23 protein-coding genes and 2 pseudogenes are annotated in these 25,581 nt (G+C 48.4%); 14 read left to right on the top strand and 11 right to left on the bottom strand.

Going from position 1 to position 25,581, the window contains the following annotated elements; all coding sequences use genetic code 11:
• The first annotated feature begins 14 nt into the window (after window positions 1-14).
• A pseudogene (locus HS1genome_RS06260) lies at window positions 15-1,612 on the top strand (GTP-binding protein).
• A 358-nt stretch (window positions 1,613-1,970) separates the two neighbouring features.
• Here HS1genome_RS06260 and hsp20 read toward each other — a convergent pair.
• From hsp20 to mce, 3 genes are all read right to left on the bottom strand, one after another.
• Entirely contained in the window at window positions 1,971-2,492 is a 522-nt protein-coding gene (gene hsp20, locus HS1genome_RS06255) for an archaeal heat shock protein Hsp20 (RefSeq protein ID WP_126450053.1), read from the bottom strand.
• Window positions 2,493-2,967: 475 nt separating this feature from the next.
• Window positions 2,968-3,099, bottom strand: a complete 132-nt coding sequence (locus tag HS1genome_RS13005) for a hypothetical protein (protein WP_269470938.1) — start codon at window positions 3,097-3,099, stop codon at window positions 2,968-2,970.
• Between the two features lie 242 nt (window positions 3,100-3,341).
• Window positions 3,342-3,749 carry a methylmalonyl-CoA epimerase gene (gene mce, locus HS1genome_RS06245; RefSeq protein ID WP_158613733.1) on the bottom strand — a complete coding sequence of 136 codons (408 nt, stop codon included), beginning with the start codon at window positions 3,747-3,749 and terminating at the stop codon, window positions 3,342-3,344.
• 75 nt (window positions 3,750-3,824) lie between these two features.
• Here mce and HS1genome_RS06240 point away from each other — a divergent pair, with 75 nt between their 5' ends.
• The gene (locus HS1genome_RS06240) at window positions 3,825-5,483 is read left to right on the top strand and encodes an acyl-CoA mutase large subunit family protein (RefSeq protein WP_126451347.1); all 1,659 of its coding nucleotides are present in this window, start codon (window positions 3,825-3,827) and stop codon (window positions 5,481-5,483) included.
• A gap of 6 nt (window positions 5,484-5,489) precedes the next feature.
• Here the strand turns inward: HS1genome_RS06240 and HS1genome_RS06235 are convergent, their stop codons facing one another.
• Both HS1genome_RS06235 and HS1genome_RS06230 read right to left on the bottom strand, forming a co-directional pair.
• Complete coding sequence (locus HS1genome_RS06235; protein ID WP_126450051.1) at window positions 5,490-6,041, bottom strand: phosphoribosyltransferase; 552 nt, start codon at window positions 6,039-6,041, stop codon at window positions 5,490-5,492.
• A complete protein-coding gene (locus HS1genome_RS06230; protein WP_338067374.1) occupies window positions 6,034-6,882 on the bottom strand; it encodes an alkaline phosphatase family protein in 849 nt (282 codons plus the stop codon). The genes HS1genome_RS06235 and HS1genome_RS06230 overlap by 8 nt, the downstream gene beginning before the upstream one ends.
• Here HS1genome_RS06230 and HS1genome_RS12005 point away from each other — a divergent pair.
• The gene (locus HS1genome_RS12005) at window positions 6,866-7,042 is read left to right on the top strand and encodes a hypothetical protein (protein ID WP_158613731.1); all 177 of its coding nucleotides are present in this window, start codon (window positions 6,866-6,868) and stop codon (window positions 7,040-7,042) included. The two genes, HS1genome_RS06230 and HS1genome_RS12005, sit on opposite strands and share 17 nt — an antisense overlap.
• 271 nt (window positions 7,043-7,313) lie before the next feature.
• Here the strand turns inward: HS1genome_RS12005 and HS1genome_RS06225 are convergent, their stop codons facing one another.
• Entirely contained in the window at window positions 7,314-7,781 is a 468-nt protein-coding gene (locus tag HS1genome_RS06225; RefSeq protein WP_229768074.1) for a RecB-family nuclease, read from the bottom strand.
• Between the two features lie 32 nt (window positions 7,782-7,813).
• Between HS1genome_RS06225 and HS1genome_RS06220 the strand changes: the two genes are divergently transcribed.
• The 5 genes from HS1genome_RS06220 (at window position 7,814) to HS1genome_RS06205 (ending at window position 12,603) form a co-directional block, all read left to right on the top strand.
• The gene (locus HS1genome_RS06220; RefSeq protein ID WP_126450049.1) at window positions 7,814-8,626 is read left to right on the top strand and encodes a sugar isomerase; all 813 of its coding nucleotides are present in this window, start codon (window positions 7,814-7,816) and stop codon (window positions 8,624-8,626) included.
• Between the two features lie 2 nt (window positions 8,627-8,628).
• Window positions 8,629-8,865, top strand: coding sequence for a hypothetical protein (locus HS1genome_RS06215; RefSeq protein ID WP_126450048.1), 237 nt, complete (start codon window positions 8,629-8,631; stop codon window positions 8,863-8,865).
• 1,075 nt (window positions 8,866-9,940) lie between these two features.
• Window positions 9,941-10,675 (top strand): hypothetical protein, encoded by a 735-nt coding sequence (locus HS1genome_RS12640; protein ID WP_232018797.1) that lies wholly within the window; start codon window positions 9,941-9,943, stop codon window positions 10,673-10,675.
• Window positions 10,669-11,046, top strand: a complete 378-nt coding sequence (locus tag HS1genome_RS12635; RefSeq protein ID WP_232018796.1) for an RNA-guided endonuclease TnpB family protein — start codon at window positions 10,669-10,671, stop codon at window positions 11,044-11,046. Before HS1genome_RS12640 ends, HS1genome_RS12635 begins: the two co-directional genes overlap by 7 nt.
• A 474-nt stretch (window positions 11,047-11,520) precedes the next feature.
• Window positions 11,521-12,603, top strand: coding sequence for a GMP synthase (glutamine-hydrolyzing) (locus tag HS1genome_RS06205; RefSeq protein WP_126450047.1), 1,083 nt, complete (start codon window positions 11,521-11,523; stop codon window positions 12,601-12,603).
• 230 nt (window positions 12,604-12,833) lie between these two features.
• Here the strand turns inward: HS1genome_RS06205 and HS1genome_RS06200 are convergent, their stop codons facing one another.
• The gene (locus tag HS1genome_RS06200) at window positions 12,834-14,327 is read right to left on the bottom strand and encodes an MATE family efflux transporter (RefSeq protein ID WP_126450046.1); all 1,494 of its coding nucleotides are present in this window, start codon (window positions 14,325-14,327) and stop codon (window positions 12,834-12,836) included.
• A 298-nt stretch (window positions 14,328-14,625) separates the two neighbouring features.
• Between HS1genome_RS06200 and HS1genome_RS06195 the strand changes: the two genes are divergently transcribed.
• Window positions 14,626-15,489 carry a hypothetical protein gene (locus HS1genome_RS06195; RefSeq protein WP_126450045.1) on the top strand — a complete coding sequence of 288 codons (864 nt, stop codon included), beginning with the start codon at window positions 14,626-14,628 and terminating at the stop codon, window positions 15,487-15,489.
• A 553-nt stretch (window positions 15,490-16,042) separates the two neighbouring features.
• Window positions 16,043-16,576 (top strand): MogA/MoaB family molybdenum cofactor biosynthesis protein, encoded by a 534-nt coding sequence (locus HS1genome_RS06190; protein ID WP_126450044.1) that lies wholly within the window; start codon window positions 16,043-16,045, stop codon window positions 16,574-16,576.
• A gap of 7 nt (window positions 16,577-16,583) precedes the next feature.
• On the opposite strand, the gene HS1genome_RS06185 is transcribed toward HS1genome_RS06190, so the two are convergent.
• Both HS1genome_RS06185 and HS1genome_RS06180 read right to left on the bottom strand, forming a co-directional pair.
• Window positions 16,584-18,824, bottom strand: coding sequence for a heavy metal translocating P-type ATPase (locus tag HS1genome_RS06185; RefSeq protein WP_229768278.1), 2,241 nt, complete (start codon window positions 18,822-18,824; stop codon window positions 16,584-16,586).
• A gap of 6 nt (window positions 18,825-18,830) precedes the next feature.
• Window positions 18,831-18,998, bottom strand: a complete 168-nt coding sequence (locus HS1genome_RS06180; protein WP_126450043.1) for a YHS domain-containing protein — start codon at window positions 18,996-18,998, stop codon at window positions 18,831-18,833.
• A gap of 117 nt (window positions 18,999-19,115) precedes the next feature.
• Between HS1genome_RS06180 and HS1genome_RS06175 the strand changes: the two genes are divergently transcribed.
• From HS1genome_RS06175 to HS1genome_RS06150, 4 genes and pseudogenes are all read left to right on the top strand, one after another.
• Window positions 19,116-19,640, top strand: a complete 525-nt coding sequence (locus tag HS1genome_RS06175; protein WP_126450042.1) for a TRASH domain-containing protein — start codon at window positions 19,116-19,118, stop codon at window positions 19,638-19,640.
• 627 nt (window positions 19,641-20,267) lie between these two features.
• A pseudogene (gene cobA / locus HS1genome_RS06170) lies at window positions 20,268-20,981 on the top strand (uroporphyrinogen-III C-methyltransferase); the annotation flags it as partial.
• 790 nt (window positions 20,982-21,771) lie between these two features.
• Window positions 21,772-22,830, top strand: coding sequence for a M24 family metallopeptidase (locus HS1genome_RS06155; protein WP_126450041.1), 1,059 nt, complete (start codon window positions 21,772-21,774; stop codon window positions 22,828-22,830).
• Window positions 22,831-22,858: 28 nt separating this feature from the next.
• On the top strand, window positions 22,859-24,178 hold the full coding sequence (locus HS1genome_RS06150; RefSeq protein ID WP_126450040.1) for a glycosyltransferase family 4 protein: 1,320 nt from the start codon (window positions 22,859-22,861) through the stop codon (window positions 24,176-24,178).
• On the opposite strand, the gene HS1genome_RS06145 is transcribed toward HS1genome_RS06150, so the two are convergent.
• Both HS1genome_RS06145 and HS1genome_RS06140 read right to left on the bottom strand, forming a co-directional pair.
• Window positions 24,168-24,938 carry a serine protein kinase RIO gene (locus tag HS1genome_RS06145; RefSeq protein ID WP_126450039.1) on the bottom strand — a complete coding sequence of 257 codons (771 nt, stop codon included), beginning with the start codon at window positions 24,936-24,938 and terminating at the stop codon, window positions 24,168-24,170. The two genes, HS1genome_RS06150 and HS1genome_RS06145, sit on opposite strands and share 11 nt — an antisense overlap.
• The gene (locus HS1genome_RS06140) at window positions 24,935-25,258 is read right to left on the bottom strand and encodes a translation initiation factor aIF-1A (protein ID WP_126450038.1); all 324 of its coding nucleotides are present in this window, start codon (window positions 25,256-25,258) and stop codon (window positions 24,935-24,937) included. The genes HS1genome_RS06145 and HS1genome_RS06140 overlap by 4 nt, the downstream gene beginning before the upstream one ends.
• Window positions 25,259-25,581: the final 323 nt, after the last annotated feature.

Raw genomic sequence — 25,581 nt, 5'->3', positions numbered from 1 at the left:
TCTACGCAAATCTTATTTCCACGCTAAAAAAGCTATCACGGGGGCACACGGTCTCGCGGGACTTTCCTCGGGAGAACGAGTTTGGAAAGGTAGAGTACAAGCTAAAGCTGAGATATGTGGATGACTCTAGACTCCAAGAACTCGCCACCCAAATGCGATTTAGGCTTGAAGAAGGAGGAGGAGAGGCGTTTTACATTCTGGGGGTCGCTGACTCTGGGGACGTGGTAGGAATAAGTGATGATGAATTAAGAGACACTGTAGAGGTATTAAGTAGAGCGGCGGAACTGGTCAGGGCTAGGATAGCCTACACCAGAGTAGCCGAGGTAAGAAAGGGAGGGAAAATAGCTGAGGTGTTGGTGAGACTTTCAAGGGAATCCCTTCCAATTCAAGTGAACGTGGCGGTTATGGGACATGTAAACGCTGGGAAGAGTACGCTCACTGGTGCCTTAGTTCACGGAAAGCTAGACGACGGGAACGGTAAGCTCAGGAGTCTTGTTTCTAGGTACCTCCACGAGATAATGACAGGGAGGACTTCATCCATCACCATGAGACTACTGGGCTTCGACGAGTCTAACAGCGTAGTTAACTGGAGTCTCAGGGACCCCACTGATGAGGCTGAAGTCATGATGAAGAGCACCAAGGTAGTGAGACTCATAGATCTCGGAGGTCACGAGCGATATCTAAGGACTACCCTAAAGGGGCTAATGGGCTACGAGATAAACTATGTTTGTCTAGTGGTGGGAGCAGATGACGGCCTGAGTGCGATGGGAAAGGAGCACCTAGCCGTAGCTGCCATTCTAAAGCTCCCAATTTTTGTCGTCATCACCAAGGTAGATAAGATGTCAAAGGAGAGAGTCGAGCATGTCATGAAGGACATAAAGGCGGTTCTGAAGGTACCAGGAATAAACAGACTATCGATAGAGGTGGACGATGAAGACGACGTGGTCAACGCTTTGATGGCAATAAGGACTGCCAGGGTTGTGCCGGTGTTCAGGGTCTCTAATGTCACGGGAAGCGGACTAGACCTTTTGCTCAGATTCATTAACATGCTTCCTCCCAAGGGGAGAACTCCCAGCGGACATCCCCTCGTTTACATAGATGACGTCTTTAACGTTCAGGGCACAGGAGTCGTGGTGTTGGGCTCTGTAGTCAGCGGTACCCTAGAGCAAAACGACGTCTACCTATTGGGACCTAACATCGGGGAGAGTTCAGGGAAGTTAAGGTCAAGAGCATACAAGTGAACAGGGTCTTCGTAGACAGGGTGGACGCGGGTCAAATAGCTACCTTCGCCATTCAGGGGGTGAGAAGGGACGAGTTACGGAAGGGGATGGTAATAACGGATGGACGGCCTGTGGGAAAAAGGAGGTTTAAGGCCAAGATCTACATACTACATCATCCCACCACCATAAAGAGGGGGTACGTAGCTACACTACATGCATACACTGTAAGACAGGCAGTGAGGTTCATGGATATGAGCAAGGAGTTTCTTAGGTCTGGGGACTCGGATTTGGTTACCCTGGAGTTTCTTTACAGGCCTGAATACTTAGAAAAAGGGCAAGTATTCGTTTTCAGGGAGGGGAGAACTAGGGGAGTAGGAGTCGTTGAAAGTTGAAGATTTAACTTTTAGGGGTTAAGGGGGAAAGTCCCCTTCCGTGAGGGTGGACAACCTCTCTTATAGAAAGGTTTTTATAATAATAAAAACAATTTTAAGACCCTAACTGAAAGAGCTGGGTCGCACCCTCGGGACTGGGGGAACTCGCGCCTGTCGATAGGAAACCCTCCGTGATCCTCTCCCGTACTGTTCACAGGACGGTTCCACTGAACCTCCGCTACGCAAGGAGATCGATATCGCTCCGAGGAGCGGGACTCACCGCGAGGACGCCCCGTCCGCGAGGGCGGGGTAGTTCACGAACTAACTCTCCCCGGAAAGAAGGAGATGCCTTTCGACAATATATAAAGCAAAAATGCTCTCACTCTATCTTTATTTCCTTCCCAGTAGGTTTCTTTTGTTTCTTCTTCAGTACTACCTCTAGAACACCGTTCTTGTATGAGGCTTTGGCTGAATTCTCGTCGACCTCAGCGGGGAGATCCACGTCGGTACTGTAGTTCCTTTCATCTCCCCTGGCCTCTAGATGCAGTTCGCTACCTGATACCGTCAACTTTATCTTATCCTTATCTACGCCTGGTACCTCAGCTATCACCCTCACTTCGTCGTCCCTCTCTATTACGTCGACTACGGGCTCTATATCCTCGCTCAGTATGGGTCTTCCTTTGGCTTTCTTCACGTTTCCGAACTCTTGTATCTTAGGTTTTCCGTCCGGCCCTATTGTGACTCTGAAACCGTAGAAGTAGGGACCTTCTTTAGGCAGATCCACGTCTCCCTTAGTCAGGGATCTAGAGAATCTACGCTCGAACTCTGCTATCTCTTCTTCCATTTCCTTAAAGAGCTCGTCAAAGTAATCGAATATGTCCCTAGGCTTCTTAGAAGACAAGGTATCACCTACTATCTATCTCTACGAGGTCATGTTTAAACTTTTTCTCCAATGGGTAGTCCGTGCTTAGTGGCAGCTACACTTGCGTAGAGTTATCGAAACGTAGTCAATGTTCCAACTGTCGAGCTGAGAAGAGACCTCCTTCATAGAACTGACTCCGTTACCATAACTCTCAATGGTGTCCTTATCGATTCCGCTGGACTTTTCTACCCTAGGGACTTCATAGGTGAGAAGATCAAGAGACACACGATCTTCACCAAGATGCCCTGGACTTCGCAGGAGTCGCGGGAAACGTTCATCCTCTAGCAGGATGTATCCTCCTGTTGGAGCGTTAAAGCCGGACAGGGAAACTCACACGTCTTTCGTCCTTCGCCATTACACGTCTTCGGACGATGACTACCATCCAGTGCAGTTACATTTTCTTATCCTCAAAATAATGTGAACTACCTCGTCCGTTAGGACGGGGCTTCCTGCTTCATAGCCCCACCTTGCCCAATGGATAGGGGCAGAGCTCCACAGGCACTAAGGGTGGTTCCCACCCCGCAATAGACGTGACGTTCAAGGTATCCCATATGGGACTGGTGATTGAAGTAGAAGCGTACCACACAGACCCTCACTTTAACCGAGGCGTCTCGGCGACGCTTACTCCGTCAGTGACTGTCATCTATACATCACTTGCGAACTTATATCTTAATTTAAAAATTCAAATATAGGGAAGGCTATCTATCCCCTCCCTCACGGATGGAGTCTTCCGTCCCCCTTAACCCCCGTAAAGATAGACTTCATTTTCAGACTGAAAGTATTGACTAAGGCGAATAAATGCTTCCCTCCTCAAGCCATGTTCAACTGCTAGGTGGATTGAACCAACTCTACTAACACTCCACCGAAGGAGCGAGGATGTATAAATCCTACTTTTCTGTTCATCGCACCTAGGCGTGAGGACTGATCCACTAGCTCATAACCCATTTCCTTCGCTTGTTGGAGGGCCCTATCTACGTCCTTCACGAGAAAAGCGATGTGATGCAAACCCGGTCCCCTCCTGGCGAGGAACTTTCCCACCGTAGAGTCGGGAGAGGTAGGCTCGAGAAGTTCTACCTTAGTTCCCTTACTCGTCCCTACAAAGACTACCTTAATCCCGTGAGAGCCTAACTCTCCTCTCCAAATCAGACTCATTCCCGCACCCTGATAGGGCTTGAGGGCCTCGTCGAGGTTGTAAACCGCCACGCCCACATGGTCGAGTTCAAGGAAGGAGAACACATTCGAGAACTTATTGGAAGACAAAATAAGCTTAGGTTTTTACCCCAGCGTTACGGTGGTGAGGTGGGGAAATTAGTGGATGTAGAGGAGAAGCTCAAGGAGTGGAACGAGAGAGTAGTCAAGGCTTGGACCTCGAAGAAGACGGAGAGGAAACAGACCTTCTCGACTAAGTCGGGAATCCAGGTGAAGGCACTCTATACACCGCTGGACTGGAGAGGGGACTATGTTGAAAGACTGGGATTCCCAGGTGAGTATCCCTACACACGGGGAGTGTATCCCTCTATGTACAGAGGGAGACTATGGACTGTGAGACAATACGCGGGCTTCGGGTCAGCAGAACAGACAAACGAGAGGTTCAGGAACTTGCTTAGGGCTGGTCAGACTGGACTTAGTGTCGCTTTCGATCTTCCCACCCAGTTGGGGCTTGACCCGGATCACCCTCTAGCCTACAGCGAGGTGGGAGTTGTAGGTGTCTCTATTCCACACTGGAGGGAGATGTCTCTAGTAATGGAAGGCATACCGTTAGATCAGGTCACCACTAGTATGACCATAAACGCTACTGCAGCTGAACTGGCGTCGATGTATGTAGCCACGGCTGAAGCCAGAGGCATTGATAGGAGAAAGTTGGACGGCACCGTGCAAAACGACATACTAAAGGAGTATATCGCTAGGAAGAACTTCATCTATCCCCCTAAACCCTCCATGAGGTACTCTGTAGACCTCATAGAGTATATGAGCAGGGAAGTTCCAAAGTGGCACCCCATAAGCATAAGCGGTTACCACATAAGGGAAGCTGGAGGAGACGCGGTTCAAGAGGTGGCCTTTACCATAGCCGATGGTATCGAGTACGTCAGAAGAACGGTGGAAAGGGGAGTGGATGTAGACTCCTTTGCCCCCACTCTTTCCTTTTTCTACGCCGCTTACATGAACCTGTTCGAGGAGGTGGCCAAGTTCAGGGCCGCAAGGAGGGTGTGGGCAAAGATCATGAGAGATTGGTTCCACGCCAAGAGGCCAGAATCCATGATCATGAAGTTCCATACGCAAACTGGAGGGGCAGAACTCACAGCTCAGCAACCTGAGGTCAACCTGATCCGGACCACAATCCAAGCTCTGGCAGCCGTTCTAGGAGGTACCCAGAGTCTCCACGTTAACGCCTACGACGAGGCCCTAGGGCTCCCGACAGAGAAGGCGGCAAAGCTAGCCGTTAGAGTGCAGCAGGTGATAGCACATGAAAGTGGGGTAACTGACACCGTAGACCCGCTGGGCGGTTCCTATTATGTCGAGTGGCTGACCGATGAGTTGGAGGAAAGAATATGGAAGAAGATAGAGCAGATAGAGAAACTGGGCGGGATGGTAAGAGCGATAGAGCTCGGATTCCCACAAAGAGAAATAGCAGAAAGTTCGTACTCAACCCAACGGAGAATTGAGGCTGGGGAGTTAGTAATTGTTGGTGTGAATGCCTACAGGGAGGAAGGCCAGGAAGACATAGAGGTATTCAAGCCAGACCCCGAGGGGAGAGAGAAAGTCCTAGATCGCCTAAGGAAGTATAGAAGCGAGAGAAACGAGATGAAAGTGAGAGACGCCCTTAACGAGATCAGGAAGGCAGCAGAGAAGGACGGTGTTAATCTAGTACCTTATATAATGGCCGCTATACAGAGGGGGACTACAGTAGGAGAAATCAGCGGTACCTTGAGGGAGGTATGGGGAGAATACGTTGAATCGGGCGTGTTCTGAAAAACGTCAACCGGACTCTTTCTTGTGTAAGGAACGAAGCAATTCGTTTATCTGCTTGAACTTCTCAATGTTGGCTACATCGACAGATGGATTCTCCCTAACCACTGCCCACTTGTCCCAAGGAAAAACTATCCATCTATCTATTTTACTATGATAATAGTCTGGAACTGTCCGGGCCCACGGCTTAACGTAGAGAGTAGCTGTCTTCACAGCCTTAGGAGAAAACATTGACACCAAATTAACTACAGCGTTAAGTGTCTCTCCACTATCCGAGACGTCGTCAACTACCAACACCTTTCTATTTTCTATACCATCTAAGTGAGCTGACCTTATGACAGGTTTGCTTCCAGTTACTCCAACGGACTTGTAGAACTTAGCCTCTACTTCCCTTATGGAATTAACGTCAAGCAGGTCAGAGAGAAGCTTAGCTGGTATGAGTCCTCCTGTAGCAATTGCCACTAATACGTCGGGGACAAATCCATCTAAGAGTAGAGTTCTTCCAACCTCTATTACTGCACTCTCTATGTCGTCCCACGAGGGAACATAGAACTTATCCACCTAGTGTCACCAAGGGTACTTCCAGCTCCTCGCTCGTGAGCCCACCGTGCTCTCCCTTAAAAAGTATGTTGTCTTGTTCCGTTAACCTATATCTATACGAGGACAGGTCCACAGGAACGGCGACATAGTCGAAGTCCAACCTTGAGTAATCTGTGCACTGGCCCATTAGCTGATGGGCCTCCACCTCCTCTCTGGACATTACTTCCAACTTAGGATATCTGTTATAAAGGAAGGTCTTTAGATCGAATCGGCTATTCATGAAAAGGGCCCGAGGTTCCCCGAACGGAGGAAGTTCCAACATCTGAGACAGCGTAGCATCCTGATCTAGGAAGACTCGCTTCTCTACATCCACAAATCCATGATCCGAAGTTAGGACCACAGGGATCTTCGACGACATTCTCCTTAACTGTTCAACTATTTGGAAGGCTGCAGAAGTCACCACTTTTGTGCCATGTCCGTACTTGTGAGAGAGGACGTCTACATCGTTTAAGTAGAGGATGGTTAGCGTTCCTTTCCCGAGCGAGGTTTGAAAGAGGTGAAGACAGTCCCACACGTTATAACAGGGAACTACTTCTGCCCCTCCATACAAGGTCGAAGTAAGCTCCGAGCTGCTGAGCCACCAAGGGAGTACTGCAGTAACTACGTGTTTGGACTCGGCTATGAAAGTCCTAAGCCGAAAGAGGTCTTTCTCCCTCTTCACGTCCCTGAGTTCGTTACTGACCTTCAAGGCTGAGTATGTGTACCTAAGAGGGTTTATGAGCCCGGCCAGCTCCTTTGACCAAACTTTCTCTCCCACCACGCGGTGAGTGCAGGGAGGTTGAGCCGTGAAGATCGTTGTTATAGCGGGGGCTGTTGAGGATGGAAATGTTGAACTGATACGTCTAGCTTCTATCCCAATGCGCTCCGCTAAAGAAGAGGAAAAACCATCAATCAAGACAAGACCTAGCTTCTCGAACCTAAGGTCTATGGGTTCACATTTCCTTTCTACCTCTAAAAGGTGAGAAAGGTAGCAACCAAGGCCAAGCAGACTCTCAGGACCATAGGATGGCCTCGACAACTTAACGTTCTCCAGTTGGGATCACTCTATTCTCTGCTTTGTCCTAGCTTTATAGGCATGGATTGCTAGAGTGGTTACACCTCCGCTTCTGTTGATAAGGTGTATCTCTATCCTTAAGATGTTTAGATCCTCTTGAATATGGAGAACGAAAGTAGAGTTACAAGGCTAGGAGACATGAACTGAGAAGCTTTGCTCCTGGGGTTGAATAGAACTGACTAGGACTGTACCAGCCACTTATTACAGTAAAGAAGCAGAGCTCCAGCCGCCACAGGTCCCACATCCACTTCTAGCCCCTCTAATCTTACAGGCTTACCTAGCGAGGAGTCCACTTTCCCAAAACCGGAGTCTACTCCATTGAAAACAACTAACGATCTTTCCCTCTTCAACGCCACTGGATCTAGGGTCTCAGACGACTGTGCTGTAACTAAGTATACTGCTGACGGCCTCAATAGTTCAATCGCATCCTTAAGGTCAGGCAAAACGGAGAACGACTTTCCGGACTTTATGGCCAGTTTGTTGACCTCTGGAACTCCGCTCTGAGCCGCTACTCCACCTACCTTGGTGACAACGAGATATCTAGTTACGCTAGAAGAGAACACTAGTTTAGCGAAGTCAACGAGTCTCTGAACGCTAGTTGTGTTGTGTAAACCAATCAGTAGCTCCACGTTCCCCAATTGATACACTTACTTTTGAAATTGTGCTCGGCAATATCCCTATGCTCAAAGAACTCGTGGAAGAAGAACTCTCTAGACCTTACGAAGTTAAGACTCACGTCAAGTTGAGCGGGGGCATAGTAACTGGTGCTGGTGACTCTTTCGCCGCTGCCCTATCCTTAGAAGGAAAGAGCAGGGGAAAGTTTAGAGCAATGGATCCGGAAGAATTATTGGAAGTAGATCTAGCGCAGCCGTTAGTTATAGTGTCGGTGTCCGGTAGGCCAAAGCTGAATGTTGAAGTGGCGAGGAAGTTTAAAGGTAAGGCCAGAGTAGTGGTGGTGACTTCAAACACTTCCAGCGAGTTGGCTCGACTGGCAGACGATTTGGTAATTCTTCCATACGCTCCTAGAGATAGACTGCCTGGAACTTTGTCCTTTATGATGACGTTGAGTGCACTCTACAGTATCGGAGGGTACTCCACTACCACGAGCTGTGAAACTAGACCTTTAGAGCTCGGTTTCAATCCGTTCTTTGTAGGTTCTGGAGAGAACTATGGGGTAGCTTACTTCTCCTATTTGAAATGGGCTGAGTTCCTTGGACAATGGACAAATTACGAGAGATTCGAGCAATTCTGTCACGCGCCTATTTTCACAACAAGAGGGAGGGATGTAGTCCTGTTAGATCGGGGAGAGAGAAGGGAAGCGCTAAAAAGGTACGTGAAGTTTGCGAGAATCTTGGAGACAGGCTCCGAGGATCCCTTCTGTAACTCATTGAGCGTAATAAGAGCGGTCCTAAGGTTAGCAGGAGAGAAACCTTACTTCCTCACTGACGAAGAAATATTAGAGGCCAGTTCCGTAATGATATATGGTGAATAATGGTGAGCGAGCTAGATCTCACACAGGCTGACGCTAAATGTAGTACCGATTCCGCTTCAGTCAGACTGATGAAAAAGTGGTTAGAAATCGGAGAAGGAGATATCAAGGTCGTTGCCCTCAAGGGAATACAGACGGACGTGGTTGAAATGTGGGCTCAGGCAATGAGGGATAAGGGCGTCAAGATACTAGGTAAACAAGAGCAAGGCGACAGGGTCGTATACTTAGTTCACTTGCCTTGACCTCAGCTTTTTTCACAATTTCATCACACCTCAGCCGATCCGCTGGACATCATGGGACTAAACAGAGTCATAGACTCTGAGTAATTAACGCAACTCCTCGGCCAACTTCATACCTTCAACTTCTCGCGTCACATTATATCCCTGTTTTTACCTTAACGTGGTAGGAGGAGGCGGAAGGTCTCGCCGGCGAAGATAGATGCTCTTTTTAAATAGTGGTGGCACAGGTGCGTGAGGCTTCTTCCTCTAGTCAACTACGAAGGAGTGAGCAGCCGATCCCTTCCGCGATACCGAAGGAAAGCGTCCACCAAACAATTCGAGAACAGGACAAACGTGGGTTCGTCTCCTGTTCCATGGTTTCTTGGTGGAGGCTAAGGAGGGAGACGGGAAAGAAGAACATGCATTTCCAGAGAGAGAAATAAAAGTAATCCAAATTTAACTTAACGGGGGTTAAACAACACGAGGGGACAGAGCTGTCTCCATGAACCTCGGCATAAACGCCTAACCCAGCGTGGACAACTGCACCTTGTTGCCCTACAAGAAAGTGAAGATCGAGGAGACCTACGTCCATTTCCAGGAGAGGATCGCAGAAGTGCTCCCAGGGAGACAGGGTCAAGGATTTGGATGAGCCTGACATCCATCAGGAGTTAAGCGGGAAGAAGAGACTGTTCATACTCCACCGTCTTCAACTCTAGGCACTGAATCGACTTTCGATAGGACCACAAATCCACAGTGAACTTATTGCTCTATTTTGAGAGATGTTGAGGGTGGCCCAGGTACATGACAAAGAGCCTCGGACCGTGGAAGTCCTCAGCAGGTTGGAGGAGAAGTTCCTGTAGCGGTGGAGTCTCCTCGTTGACTCCATGACATTGTGTAGGAGGCGATGCAGAACAGCACGTCCAGGTATCATGCTCGCCACGCTCTTCAGGTCAGGAGACACCCAAGGGGAGTAGTGAAATATCCTTAATCAATGACAAAACTCCGTTCATCTTTCTCGCCAGAGACCCCGTCCGTAAGGGCGGGGAGTGTAAATATAAATTAAATACCAAAACAGACATAAAAAGATTTGGGATGTTCCTTGAAATCCGAAGTTAAGATATCTATAAAAGGAAAAATTTTGAATCCTAATAAAGAGAAGAGGCGTAAGCTAAACGTAGTCCTAGAGAGATACTTGAAGGCTGTTAAATTCTTCGTCTCCTTTAAGATAAGGGATAAGGAACTCCTTCAACAGAAAGCATACAAAGAGGCTAGAAGGAGGTTTGGTCTATCTTCCACACTTACACTAACAGCGAGAGATAAGGCAGTAGAGCTAGTGAAACTAAATGAGGGAAGAGAGTTTCACATAAACCGTACATCCATACGGGTGAACTACCGTGCGTTCAAGCTCGTGAAGAGGGACACTAAATTAACACCTTACTGGTTGTACCTACAATTGGACGGTGAAGGGGTTTGGTACCCAATACAGTTAGGAGAGAGACAAGGCAAGTTAATGAACGACGCACTCAACGATAACAGCGAGTGGTCTACACAACAAGTTGAACTCGTAAAGGGAGATGGAGAATGGTACGCCTATTTCACCCTCGAGAAACCGTTCGTTAAATACGAACTACGAACTCCTATAGGCATCGATCTAGGTGAGAGAAACCTAGCTACAGTGGTCGCATTAGTTAACGGAAAACCCGTCAGAGGTACTTTCTTCGAAGGGTCAAGGATTAAGGAAATTAGGCACGAGTACTTCAACATAAGGAAGAAGCTCCAGGAAAAGAGGAGGCTCGACGTGGTGAAGATAAGGGGAAGGAAAGAAGAATGGTAAATCATGAGCTTCACGTTATCTCCAAGAAGGTCGTCGATTACGCTAAAAAGTTCCCTTCCCCAGTGATAGTCGTGGAGAAGCTCACAGGAATTAGGGAGAAATTCAAGGAGAGCAAGAAACTCGATAGGAGATTTCACTCGTTGCCGTTTAGAAGGCTACAGAGCATGATAGAGTACAAAGCGAAGATCAACGGTATAAAAGTGGTATACATTAACCCTAGAAATACTTCAAGAACTTGTCACAGATGCGGGCACGTTGCCCGCACGGACGGAAGGGAATACAGACGTAAGTGCGGTGTGGTACGTAACCGCGACTTGAACGCGTCGATCAACGTAGCCCGTGCCTCAACGAGAGGTACGGGTCGGGGGTAGGTAAACAACCCGAAGGGGAGATGAAGGTGCACCGCGAAGGGTACTGGAAACCCCGAAGCCCCGTCCGTGAGGACGGGGTAGTTTACACTCGAATAGAACGCTAAACATCTTGAGGAAGGCCACTGGAGGCGTGATGTCAATGGTCGAGAAACGGTTGTCCTTCGTCGTAGACCACAACGAAATTAGCGTCCGTAAAGAGGTGTAACCTTCGAGATCCAGTGGAACCCCCTCTAAAAGGAGGGGGTCAGGGGTTTGGAAATCCTTTCTATCAGTCATAGTCCTGGTTCTAATTTCCTCCTAACTCTGAAGGGGTTTCTTTATGGCGTTCGGGGCTTCAACTGACGTTCTGAGTTTACACTGATCATTCGGAGAGCGTTATGACGAGAACTTATACTACAACACGTATTTCCGAAGAACTTCTCCGTATAACGAATCCCCCAAACCTATAATATCGTACAGGATAGTACACTCAACTTGATCGAGCCGAAAGCATTTGTGGAGAAAGCCGTAGCGAAGCTCAGAAGCGTGGAAGGGAGGGCGGTGGCCGCGGTGAGTGGGGGTATTGATAGTACCACTGCCGCAATTTTGGCCTACAGAGCTCTCAGAGAGAGGTTAACTCCAGTCATGATAGATACGGGATTCATGAGGAAAGGAGAGGTAAACTCGGTCAGCACCGCTCTAAGGCCATTGATTCCAATTAGGGTGATCGATGCCAGAAAGGACTTCATATCTCAATTATATGGAAAAAGCGATGCCGAGGAAAAAAGGAAAACGTTCAGAGAGCTTTTTTACAGGAAACTTGGAGAGGTTGTTAAGGAAGTCGGAGCTACCCATTTAGTTCAGGGTACCATAGCCGCAGACTGGGTCGAAACTGCCGGAGGAATTAAGACGCAGCACAACGTTCTCTTGCAACTTGGACTAGATCCCAAGGAACTCTACGGATTCAGTGTTGTTGAGCCACTTGTAGAACTGTATAAGGACGAGGTTAGAGCTGTGGCGAGGTACTTAGGAGTGCCTGAGGAACTAGTGAGAAGACAGCCTTTCCCTGGTCCAGGGTTGCTAGTAAGAGTGTTAGGTACTATAAGCGAGGAGAAGCTTGAACTGTGCAGGGAAGCTAACTATCTCACTGAGAACTATTTGGCTGACCTAAACTTCTCGCAGTATTTCGCGGTAGTGTTTGAGGCCGAGGGAGAATTGAGAGATGGTGTAAAGTTTTACAGAGTTAGGGCTACAGGTGTGAAGGGAGATAACAGGGTATATGGAAAAATTGTCTCAATTGGATGGAATCACAAGGACTTGGAGTCAGTGAGGCAGCTTGTAATGAAACTGAGTGCAGGGGACGTAACCCACGTGATGATCAAAGTGGCCGAGGGAAAAGGCAAATACGCGATCGGCATCAGGGCCGTTACTACTGACGACTTCATGACAGCTGATTTCGCTAAGATTCCTGAGGAACGTCTCATGGAACTTGGAGAAGCTTTGGCGTCAATACCTCAAGTGGGAGAGGTTCTATACGACGTGACGTCTAAGCCCCCGGCAACTATAGAGCTCGAGTAGTTTGGCCGGCAGAACGAGATAGAAAACTTCCTCCAAAAGAAAGGCCGAACTTGAGATAGAGGCGATGGCCAGCAAAGGCTCAAAACAGTTGACGTTATTGAAGGCATGTTTTGCTGGAAACCCTTTCAGGTGAGCAGAGTCTAGACACAGCTAATCGCGTAATTTATTGACAAAAAGAAGAACAACACCCTTTAGGGCGGGAGGGGCTCAGGGAAATTGCGTACCTTCCCTCATGGAGTATCCTCTGGACGAGCTCTAGATATTGCCTCAAACACCAGGCCTAGTCCCCTTGATACTAACCTCCTGACGTAAGGGCTTAATAGGTAAGTCAAGATCGCGTAAATCCCAACCACGCCGAGGCCTGTGACAATCATTTGACTTATGTGGAGGATAGGGATCAGTGTGAAGGGGATTCCCGCGATTATGGCGCCCACCGTAGAGACCAGCGTTTCTCTCCAAGGAAATGGAAATGAGTACAATTGTCTAGACTTAGACACGCTGTTGTAGATCATGTAGACCGAGTTTATCGCAGGGCCTATGGATAGTAGAGCCACTTCCACCGAATAGGGAGAGGTTCTAAACAAGTAGCCCAACGTCACGCTTACCGCAACTCCTATAGCTGAGAAAAGTACATTGTTCCTAACCATAGTTCCCATTGGACCCTTAAACGAGTTACCTCCTTCTACTGCTAACGTCTCATCCCTCATTCCTACTGCGTAATAGAACAGGTTGGCGAAGCTCCTTAACAGGTTTGACGCAGCTATGACGTAAGTCGCAAGGAGAGCGCCAACGTAGTCAGGTCTAATCAAATGAAGGAGAGGTTTGGCTTCGGCGATTATGAGAGCCATAAGCAGCATTGATGAGACGACAAATATTTTGGCTGAAGATTCCACGACATAGGCCTTAGGTTCGTCCTTGAGCTCTGCTATTACCCCACTAGGTAAGGATGCAGCCCAATTCGCGATGTTGGAAACAATTATGGCTGACTCAAAGTACGAGTTTACTACAGCGCTTCCCGTATAGGCTACTGCAATTATAATTATTGTTGCTTCAGCTAGACCCTGTAGCTTGCTTACCACGAACACGAAAGATTTCTTCAGCGCGGCCAGCGCGATATTCATGTCCACCTTCAGGTTAGCCTTAACATACCTTAGGTTCACTAAGGTCTGAATTATATACCCAACAGAGTAAGCCAGAATTACTCCTGCTACAGATAAGTTAAGTACATACATAGCTACTACAGCAAAGGCCAGACGCGCTACCTGAAACAATACGGTTGATACCCCATATACGGCTGGGGTCTTACCTATTGCAATTGAACTGGTAACCTTTAGAAGATAAGTAAGTATTATTAGAATAGGAGAAATATAAAAGAATATTGTCCCCTGGACATATTTCGTTTGAGCGACGAAGATAGGGGACAGCGCAAAGAAGAGAATGGACGAAATAGCAGCCAAGGCCACGTTCATCAACACCACGCCGCCCACAGGTCTGTCCTCAGCAGCATAACGTGACGTAATGAAGGACAATATATCACCAGGGAGTGTGAAATAAGTCGTTACTAACACGAATATGTATTGCCAAGAACCAAAAACTAGAGTCCCCTCAGGCATGCTAGAGAGGTAGCGAGCTACCAGTAGCGTAAAGAGAAAGGAGAGTGGGGCAATTAATAACCGGAGACCGAAGTTGAACAGTCCGATGTAGACTGCACTTCTTTTACTCACAGTTTTTCACTCTCGCAGTTTGCCCGCAAGTGTGCCATGTTATGGTTTACTCGATCCCTATTAAGCGAACTCAACAAGAGCTTCGGCTCTCAGCTATCTGTGAAATCTATATGTGAAATCATCTGAAGGAGAAAAGCGTTGTTAGTTCATGTGCAATTCGAAATGAAGTAATAGACATAAAATTAAAAATTATATTGATTTATCAATTATAATCTTTTTAAGAGTCTAGTAGGAGATTGTCCTACGACATGGTTATTTGCTTCTAATTTTTAGACTGTACGAAAACGTATAACACGCGATGATAACTGAAGGTTACTTCCTAGAATTCGAAGGAGCTGTTTGGACAGTTAAGGGGTGTTATCATCCCCCAAATAGAGTGGTGGCCCTACCTCGAGTCTTCATGGGAAGAAAGATCAAGACCATGCGGGACTCTCTACAACTAGCGAGGAGGCTTGCCCCCCTCAAGTACTTACCAGAAATAGGGAGAGAGGTTCCACTTGTTCCTCTCGACGAAGCGAAGATCTTAGATCCTTTCAGCTGGAACCCAAACGAATCGAAAGAAGCGTCTATCGCAGAGGAATTGAGGAGATTATTTCCGAAAGCAGGAGTTACGGGAAGTTTGCTCTATCAGGGCAGTGGAAGCGATATAGACTTGATTAGCCTCAGACCGGAGGACTATTCCATTTTGAAAGATCTTAGAGAGCGAGGTATAACTCAACCCCTCTCGACAACTAAAGAAGAGGACATAGAAGTGTTAAATCGAGATGATATGGCCTCTCTGAAATCCTTGAGAGCCCTAGAGGGAACGTATTTAGGCCACCAGTACACGTTCAAAATAGTTGAGTGTGAGAAATGGGAACAAGTGAGGAGAACCTGGAAGTTCGAAGGAGTAGTTGAATTGAATGGCGGGAAAACATTCACCATTCCCGTCAAATATAATGGAACCTTGGAGGACGGCACGTCAGTAGAAGTTACTAGCTTCAGGACGAGGTTTACGGAGCTTCCTAATGGAACTAAACTAGTGGTCAGGGGGTTCCTCCTAGAGCGGGACTTCCTTGATCTGAACCTTGACTTGGCGGCGGAGGTAAAGGTGCTGACATTACCGCGGAGGCCAAGTTGGAGAGATACAGAGTTACAGTCGGCAGAGAGGCTCCCATTGTAATGAAGCCTAAGGCCAGCTGTAGACCCACCTCCTTAGAAGTTACACTTAGTAGACCCAAGTCCCTAGCAGCCTTGGTGGCCTCGGCTAGGAGATTAGAAGATCTAGCTAGATAATACAGTACTATTAGCAGATTAAGAAAAGGAATCTCCAGCATCACCCCAAAAACGAGTATTAGGATGAGAATCCTCATGTTATTTATGGAGGAAATCCTACGCAAGCGAGCGGGAATGTCAGAATGTAGCAGGTATAGGTTGTAGTTGGTGGGGTCCAGTGCCTTTCTCTCCTCGATGAGCTTCTCTAGTTTGTCCGCGAGCGTTCTCACAGCTGAAGTCGATTCCATAGTTGTGACGAACGTGAAGTAGGCAACGAAGATCGAGGTGAGGGAGTATAATAGGAAAAGTTCTCCAACATATGTAAGATATCCAAACGCTAACAAGATGATTGAAGCGTAGCCTACTGCCCCATGTGAAACGAAGGCCAGGGTGGATAACCACTTCCTCACGTGGACACAGGTGAAGGCATTTTATTTATTCTTTGTTACACGTGTTAAGCGATGGCCTCTAGGAAGGAACATTCGGAGAGAGGTCCCAAGGAAATCGGATTCTACGTCGTCACTATCAGCAGCTCGAGGTATAGGAAAATGGTGAATAAGGAGCCGATAGTGGATGAGTCGGGCGACCTAATAAAACAACTAGTCATAGAATCTGGTCACAAAGTGGTTGGTTATTCCTTAGTGCCAGACTCCAAAGTTAAAATATTAAGAGCCCTACTCGACGCGTTGGAGGGTGAGGGTGTGGACGTTGTAGTTACCTCAGGTGGAACTGGCTATAGCCCCACTGATCTCACTTACGAGGTGGTTAGGTCGATTTTCGACAAGGAAATAATAGGTTTCTCTGACGTCTTCAGGTCGGTTAGTTACAGCGACCCTGACGTCAGGGCGGCGGCGTACCTAACAAGAGCTACAGCGGGCATTGTAGAGGGGAAGATAGTCTATGCCCTCCCGGGGTCGCCTCAAGCGGTTAAACTAGCTATGCGAGAGCTGGTTCTACCAGAGGTGGGCCACTTACTAGGACTTCTTAAGACGTAAGGCTAGTCTACAGAAAAGACCAGAGACTCACTATCACGCTACTCATAGACATGGCTAAGGCCGAGTACTGTGGAGGAAGCCACAGCTCGGGGTATAGGATCCCAGCTGCTAAGGGAAGAAGGAGGGCGTTGTAACCAAATGCCCACGTTAAGTTCTGTTTAACCTTCCTCAAGGTCCTCTCGGAAAGTCTAAAGAGTTCAAGAACAGAGTGAAGATTAGGAACAATTACGTCTCCAGCTTTCTTTGCGAGATCGGTTCCACTGGAGAACGCTATCCCAACGTCGGCCTCCGCCATAGCGGCGGCGTCGTTAATCCCGTCGCCCACGAAGGCCACCTTGCCCGACGACTTCAACCTCCTCACCAGTTCGACCTTCTCCTCAGGGAGAAGACCAGTATGGACTTCGACGCCGTTTATGTCTACACCTTTACTGTCCCCTGTTGCAACAACTACCCTAATTCCGCGAGATAGTAGACGCCCTAAGGTATCTAGTGCATCGGCTCTCAGGGAATCCCTTACGGTAAATGAGCCTGCTATCCTTCCATTTAAGGCGTATAAAACATCTCCATCCTCAAGCGGTTCCCCATCTGCGTTGGACTGAATGAAGTCCCTTCTTCCTACTATCACGTCCACTCCGTCTACCTTGGCATAAACTCCCTGGCCTGGGAACTCTTCGAAGTCTGTGACCTCATGGGTAGTCCTGCGAAGGGATGCTATAGCCTTTGCTACTGGATGCGAGCTACGCTCCTCAGCTGCAGCCGCCATTTCCGCGGAACCAGGAATGAGCTCGTTCACCTTTATCACTTTCAGCTTCCCCTCAGTAAGCGTTCCCGTCTTATCGAAGACTATCGCCTTTACTTCACGTAGGCTCTGTAGAGCCTCTCCCCTCCTTATAACAATCCCCTTTCTGGTGGCCCTGTTAATCGAGCTTAGAACCGCCAAAGGGGTTGCCAATCCTAGCGCACAAGGACAGGCCGCGGCCAGGACAGAGACCGCTATCAGGATCGATTGAACTAACCCCGTCCCCAGAAGGAAGTACCAAACAGAGAAGGCTAGTAGAGACGCCGCCATAACCAATGGAACGAAGTAGGCCGACACTTTATCCACCAAGTCTTGTACTGGTAACCTAGCCGCTTGGGCCTCTCTCACTGCTCTCACAACTTGAGCCAAGTAGCCCCGCTCTGGACTGCGCGTAACACGTACTTGAAGATAGCCGTTGACTAGCATAGCTCCAGCTAAGACCGGGTCTCCGACACGCTTCAACACAGGTTTAGACTCACCCGTCAATAGGGACTCCTCTACCTCTCCTTCACCATAGTTGACCACTCCGTCCACTGGAACTCTCTCCCCAGACTTCACTGCGACCAAATCTCCAACGTTCAACTCAGTCGTGTCCACCTCTTCCTCCAACTCACCGTTCAGCTTTCTTGCCTTCAGCCTAACCATGGAGGGAACTTCCTCTGAGGATTTGAACTTAAGATAAGACTCCAGGCTTCTTCCTACGAGGATGAACGTAACTAACATGGCCGCCCCGTCGAAGTAGTATATGGAAGGTCGCAAATGATTTAGTAGAAGTGAGACTGAACTGAAGGCCCAAAGAATAAGGGACGATAAGGAAACAAGGGTGTCCATGTTAGCGCTTCTGTTCCTTAGTGCCCTTAGTGCACCTTTATGAAACCCGATTCCTGCATAAAATACTACTACCGCGCTGCTCAATATAGATGTGATGGGAAGGCCTCGCAGTGCCAACACCAAAGCAGTGAAGATCGAGGCGACCAGAAGCCGCTGAAGGAGTGATCTAAACTCTACCTCAGCCTTGGCAACTCTCAACTGTCCTGCCCGTTCCACCTTAAAACCCATCTTGGTTAGCTCTCTCTCTATCTCTGAAGCCGAAGTCGAATAGGGGTTGTATTCAACTCTCACCACACCTGTTGCTGAGATCGTCGCCAATACCACTCCTTCCATTTCCTCTATTCGCTGTCTCACCTTACCGAATTCCTCCGGCCTAACATCTATGAGGAAGGACGCTGTTCCCAGTATCACATCGTAACCAGACCTTCTTACGCTCTTTACAACGTCCTTCAGCGAACCTCCTGCTAGAATCACTTTAGCCTCGCCAGAAGCTAAGTTAACTTCCGCCTCTTCTACTCCAGGAGTCGAAACTATAGCCTTCCGTACTGTAATGGCGCATGTGGCACAATGCATCCCTACTATCTGCAGTTGCTCTTGATGTTTCAACCTCAGAGACAATTCGGTTCACCCATGTGGCATCCCCTTAGGTCCACTTCTCAGGTAACTTTCTGGATCCTTCTGAAACGCGGATTTACAGGCCGGAGAACAGAAGTAGTACAATTTTCCCCTGTACATGGTCTTGAGGTTAGTGGATTCGTCTACTTTCATACCACATACCGGATCTTGGGCCATTGTAATCTAAGTACCTTACTCCATCTTACATATTTCAGGTTTTTGACGAGCAAAATGTCTGCTCTATGCGCTTTATAGTGACAAAATACTCATATTCACCGCAGGTAAGAATGACATATGGGGAATAATGACGAGGTAGAAGTGAGTGAATTGGAGCAAAGAGCTATCGAGGTTCTCAGGAACGACTCTAGGATACCCTTGAGGAAATTAGCGCAAGAGCTCAACGTGAGTAGATCTACTGCTGCAAGGGTGATTTCAGCGCTCAAAAAGAAAGGAATCAAGTTTACGGTTAACGTTCCAGAGCCAGGCTTTGTTGCATTCGTGATAATCGAGAGCAAGGTCTCTAGCGAGGCCTACAGAGCCATAGACGGGAGGGTGGTCAACTTGATTAGAGCCAAGACGCTAGAAGAACTTACTGAAAAGCTTGGCAAAATAAAGGGAAAAAGGGCAGTGATAGTTGCTAGACAGGAGAGCGGATTCGCACTCGCGGGATTGAGTTGCGACTACTGTGGAGGGAAGATAAGAGGTGACCCCTTGACTTATAGAAGAGGAAGAAAGGTATTTTACTTATGTTGCCGGACTTGCCTATCCGAGATAAGGTCTAAGTACTCCCATAGGTCAAAGAACATTAAAACGAAGTGAACTACCTCGCCCTCGCGAGGTGGCGTCATAGTGGTTTCTTGCCCAGCAGAGGACCTCTCCTAGAGGGGTTCCACGTAACCGTTCAGCGAAGTGAAGTCGCTGACGGTTGACACTCCACCGGCACTAACTCCAACTCAGAGAGTGTGGGATCAGCTCCTGCGGACATGCTCTACTACTGTCTCGATTTTAGTGATGTGCGCTTTATTTATCTTAACGGGGGATGGAAGACCCCTACCGGAAGGATGGATAGCCCCCCTCTTTTGAATTCAACCTCAAGAAACTTACCATGGTACTCATAGACGGTGTGAGTCCCCGAGACGCTTCGAAGCAAGTGTCCGCGAGACACGTCGCCGCCCCGGCCCATGGCTCTCCGTGGGCACTCATCTCGTGCAGGGCTGGGACGGTCCTCAGCGTCTGTGAAGCTCTGCCCTTGCCCGTGGGCAAAGGGGGCCATGAAGCAGGAAGCCACACCCCTTAGAGCAGGGTGAGTTCGCAAGGGAACCCCTCGCAAGGAATTCTCCTCTTTTAAAAACCCTCTAAAGATGGACAACAATCGTTCTGAGAGCGAGTGTAGCAATCAACAATTAGATACTTTAACTCGAGAGCCCATGCCATTAAGATGGACCGGGGAGGGTTTACTTAGTAGGTGCTGGCCCTGGCGATCCCAGCCTAGTTACATGCAGGGGCATAAGCCTAATCGAGGATGCGGACGTCATTGTCTATGATAGGCTTGTCTCTCACGACCTCCTCTCTAGGGCTAGGAGGGACTGCATCCTGATCTTCGCTGGGAAGGGGATGGGGGAATCTAAGAAGCAGGAAGAGATAAACCAGCTCTTATACAAGTACGCTTCTGAAGGTAAAACTGTAGTCAGGCTTAAGGGAGGAGATCCCTATGTCTTCGGAAGAGGAGAAGAAGAGTGTGCCTACCTTGTTGAGAAGGGTATTTGTTGTGAAGTCGTGCCTGGTGTGAGCAGCGCGTTTGCGGTTCCCGCTTACGCCGGTATACCTGTCACAAGTAGGTGGATGAGTTCTGGCGTGACTGTGCTAACTGCGGTTAGATCGACAGGGGAAGTCATTGATTTAGACTACGTGCCCAAGAAGGGAACCCTGGTGATATTGATGGGGGTTCACGTCGCGGACAGGCTCAAAGAGCAACTCTTGAAGGTACGACCAGCTGGGGAGCCTGTGGCAGTAATAGAAAACGGGACTTTACCTGGACAAAGGGTGTTCGTCTCGACCCTCGAAAAGCTAGACGTAGTTGTAAGGGAGAACAAAGTTAGAGCGCCGGCCATATTTATAGTAGGGGAAGTAGTCAAGTTAAGATCGGCTTTAACACGCTAAGTTGCTTTGAATATTGAGCGTGCCTCTCTTTACACACCAACCAAAGCCTCATCCCTTAGGGCGTCAAAGGTAGTTTAGACGTAGTTTGCCTAGCACATCCTCAGTGACGACTCTCCTCCCTAGGCCTACTGGGGAAGGAACAACCAACATATTATTCTAAATATAGGGGGATCAGAGAATGTCGACGATTCCACCATCAGGTGGGGATGTTCTCTGAGCCCATCGACTATCTACCAAACTAGAGACGTAACCCAACCGACTACGTTAACGAGGAATCCCCTCCGAAGGAGAACTTTCCTGAGGGGGAGGTTAAGTCCGTTTGTTAGGAATGTATTTCTCACTGACTTCCTCCCCGCCCTGGAAGGGCGATGGTTCCCTCCCAGAGGGATCGTCGTTCCCACCGTCGGTTCGGGATTACATCTCTCGTTTGGTGGGCAGTCGAGTGGATCAGAGATCTACTCCCATTTGAAGAGGAGGGGACTTTCACCCATTACGTCTAGTCCCTTAAAGGAAATCGAAGCCGCTGCTCGCTCCTCCCACAGTCCCATTAAACCTTAGATCGAGCTGGGGAGGAGCGTCGTTAGTACCACTAAGAGAAATTTTAACAAAGAAGTATAAATATGAGGGGGCTATCCGTCCCCGCCGTGAAAGGCGAGACTTTCCGCCCCCTTAACCCCCGACTTTGTAAGAAGTATTCGGGCTTGGTCCCCCATAAAGTCGAAACTAAGAGCACTAGTCGGAAAAAGCCTATTACAGAACTCAATTTTAACTCCTTAGGAGATATTATTACGTGGACAGGATAGCCAGACTTAGGGAAAAGATGATGGTGAAGGGGATTGACTATGTGTTGCTAGGCCCTAATAGCGACTGTTTTTACTTGACGTCCTTCAGAGAAGAGCAGATGGAGAGGCCTCTCCTCTTCGTGGTATCACTGGATGACCACTTCTTTCTGGCTCCTAAACTCTACGACGAGCAGATAACGCAGCTCGGCTATAGAGTCGAGGCATACGGAGATGGTGAAGATCCCTTTTCTAAACTTACCCTAGAACGGGGAAGGAGCGTCTACCTGGACGATTGGCTCCCTACGTTTATTTCACTTTCAATAGTAGAGCGTTACGGTCCATCCAAGGTCGGTCGGGCGTCTGAGTTACTTTCTCCAATGCGCGCTGTTAAGGACGAAGATGAAATAGCGTTAATGGAAACTGCAGTGAGGGTGTCAGAAAAGGTTCTGGAGGAGGTTCTTCCTACCATAAAGGAGGGATTGTCGGAGAAACATGTCTCAAGGTTGATAGAGAACAAAGCAAGAGAGTTGGGAAGTCAAGGCCCCTCGTTCGAGCCCATCGTGACTTCAGGGCCAAACACCTCAATGCCTCACATGCGGTCAACTGATAGAAAATTAAAGAATGGAGATCCCATAGTACTAGATTACGGGATAAGGTGGAAAGGCTACAACACCGACACAACTAGGACGGTTTTTCTCTCTAGGCCGTCCGCAGAGGTTGAAAGGATCTATAACGTAGTAAAGGAGGCTCAATCTATAGCTGAGGAAAGAGTGAGATCTGGAATGAGTGGGGCCGAGGCCGATTCGCTCGCTAGGACAGTGATCTCTCGAGCTGGCCTCGGACAGTTCTTCATTCATAGAACAGGGCACGGGATAGGAATAGACGTGCATGAGCCACCTTACATCTCTAAGGATAACGAGGAACCCCTTGTAGACGGCAACGTGTTCACGGTAGAACCGGGAGTCTACTTGCCAGGGAAATTAGGGGTTAGAATAGAGGACATGGTTATTCTAAGGGGAAGAGCGCAAGTGATGAACTCTCTATCTAAAGAAATCCTTGTTCTCTAGTTTTTTACTTGGAGTGAGACTTCATAGTATGTCTTCAATTGCAATAAACAGCCAGACTCCTCCAATTAGGTTCGACGTAAACTATAGAGAGATCTTGGAAAGGTACGATGCGAGAGACCTACCTCTCGACGTCTCTAAACTCGAACCATCTGACTACACCCTCACTGTTGGGGGGGTCGCGAAAATGATGTTAGGTATGATATCCAAAGGAAGATTCTCTAGAGTTAGGTGGGTTTCCTTAGGACCAGGCTACCCTCCGTCAGTTAAGATGGGAGAAGTCGAAGTGCACTTCATAGACCTCGACCCCTCTACGTTAAGGCACTACACTAATTTCAAAGAGGGCCTTTACAATGAGGCCCACGGTGTAAGGAGATACGATATGAGCCCCAAGGACTACATAGCGTACGCCACCTACAACTGGATGTCGTCCCAGAAGCTGCTCGAGTTCTACGATGATACAGACCTATACTTCATCAACGACTTTCAACAGCTCCTCATAGGGGGGATAATAGGACCCTCGGCTCCGACAGTCCTATGGTACCACATACCTGTTGCCGTAGAGAGACTAAGTCCAAAAATAAGGGATTTCCTGCTCAAGTCCTTTGAGGGCTTCGACGAAGTAATAGTAAGCACCAAGAGAGACCTTGAGAGCCTAGTGAGGGCTGGAGCCAGAGTAAAGGCGAGGCAAGTGTATCCGTTTATTGACGTGGACCAGATGACCACTCCTAATAGAGCTGAGGTGGATGAGGTGTCGGCTAAGTTCAACCTGAAACCAGACGACAAGGTAATAGTAGTGGTAGGAAGAATGGATCCAATAAAGAGTCAAGACGTCGCGATAAAGGCGATGAACAAAGTGGAGGGCAAACTCGTGCTGGTGGGGAACGGTAGTTTCACGTCGAAGTCCCTAGGATACAATAAGGCTAGTTCATGGGCTTCTAAGCTAAAGGCGCTAGTTAGGGAACTTAAACTTGAGGATAAAGTGATCTTCACAGGCTACGTCGAGGATCATCAACTCAACGCCCTATACCAGAGAGCTGACGTAGTTCTCCTCCCCTCTAATGTAGAGGGTTTCGGGCTAGTGGCTTGTGAGGGCTGGGCCTACGAGAAACCTGCTGTTGTGAGTTCTGGGGCCGGAGTCAGTGAGTTAGTCTTAGAGGGAGTCAATGGTTACGTGTTCAGGGCTGGTGATCATGAAGAGCTGGCCCGTAAATTGGAGCTAGCCTTCAAAGATCCAGACAGGATGGGAAAGGTAGGTAAAGAAACGGTAAGGAAATGTTCTGTTGAAGCCGCGCTAGAGAGGTTAAAGGAGGTCTTCTCTGATGCAATGGCTGGATACGTTAAGAGGTAAGACTCCCCGCCCTTTTCAGTAAGTCCTTAGCTGTCTCCTCGACTTCAACGGTCTCTATACCTAGCCTCTCGAAGAACCTGTTTAAGTTACTTAGGTCCCTTATCAACATCTCCTCTGCCTTATCGTGTTCTACTGGCAAAGCTTGACCAACGTCTATGAGGTAAGGCTCTCCCCGGACAATCACAACATTATATTCGCTCAGATCTCCGTGGACCAGCCTAGCTTTGGTTACTGTGAGTTCGACCTGCTCTATCAGTTTCAGATACAGTGCGGCGTCTATCAAAGAAGGATCAAGCTCCCTTAGGAGAGGAGCCCGAGCAGGCCCGTCACCTAGGAACTCCATGGCTACGACATTCCTTACGAGGACAAAGGGCTGGGGGACTCTCACTCCCGCTCCAGCCATTCTTATGAGGTTCTTGAACTCCTTCTTGGCCCACGTATATATCAGTTCCTTCGTATCTCCAAGGCTCACTCCGTCGAATCGCGGATCTCCTTGGATATACTTGATAGTGCTTCTCTTACTCGTGGCTGTTGCCATGTAGTAAACCTTCAGAGCATAGTATTTCTCTGCCTCGTCTATTGCCGGATAGATTCGCGCCTCTTTACCAGAGGCTATTGATCCCAAGACCCTCCTCAACCTGAGCTTCCGCATGATCTCCAAGATAGCCTGAGCGGTCCTGCTATCGAGTGCAGAGTCAACTACCTTTACATTATCCTCGTCCTTCCTCCTTCTTTGGCTCCTCTTTACTATGGGGTTCAACCTCTAAGTTGATCGAGTATATTGGGGTCTATTACCCCGAACTCTATCAACTTCCTTACTTCATCATTACCATACTTGTACACAACGTCACACTTGTTGCTTTGGATGTCCCAGGGAGCAGCTAAGATGACATCTCCCTCCCTCATCCACACTTTCTTTTTCATTCTCCCTGGTATCCTGGCTAGACGCTCCACTCCGTCGAAACACCTCACGGACAGGTGATCTCCTCCTAGAGTTTTCTTCACTACACAAATGACTTCTCCCTCAGCGGGTCTTGGTATCTCGCGGGGAGTAGTGTTATCTTGTGTTTTCTTAGGCAACCCTTTCCTTCACCTTTAGAAGGAGTGGGAAGTAGAGCTATTAAGGTTTTAGAAACTCAGGCCCAGGGAATCTGACTCCCTCCTCGGAACTCACATCCTTTATCTTAAAGCGGGTTAAGGGGGCGGAAGACCCGTTTAAATGTAAGTTCTCGCGATAATATCTAGACTATAGTCATTGAGTCTGAGTGAGTCGCCGAGACGCCTCCGAGCGAGGGTCCGTGAGGTAACACTCTGCCCCATCTGGCGACGTGTGGACACCGGCAGATCTAGACCAGGGCCGGAACGGCCCTCTGAGCCTTGGAGCTCCATCCGTACCCGTTAAG

This window comes from Sulfodiicoccus acidiphilus (assembly GCF_003967175.1).
Lineage (GTDB): Archaea > Thermoproteota > Thermoprotei_A > Sulfolobales > Sulfolobaceae > Sulfodiicoccus > Sulfodiicoccus acidiphilus.
This window is presented reverse-complemented; position numbering and strand designations above follow the sequence as displayed.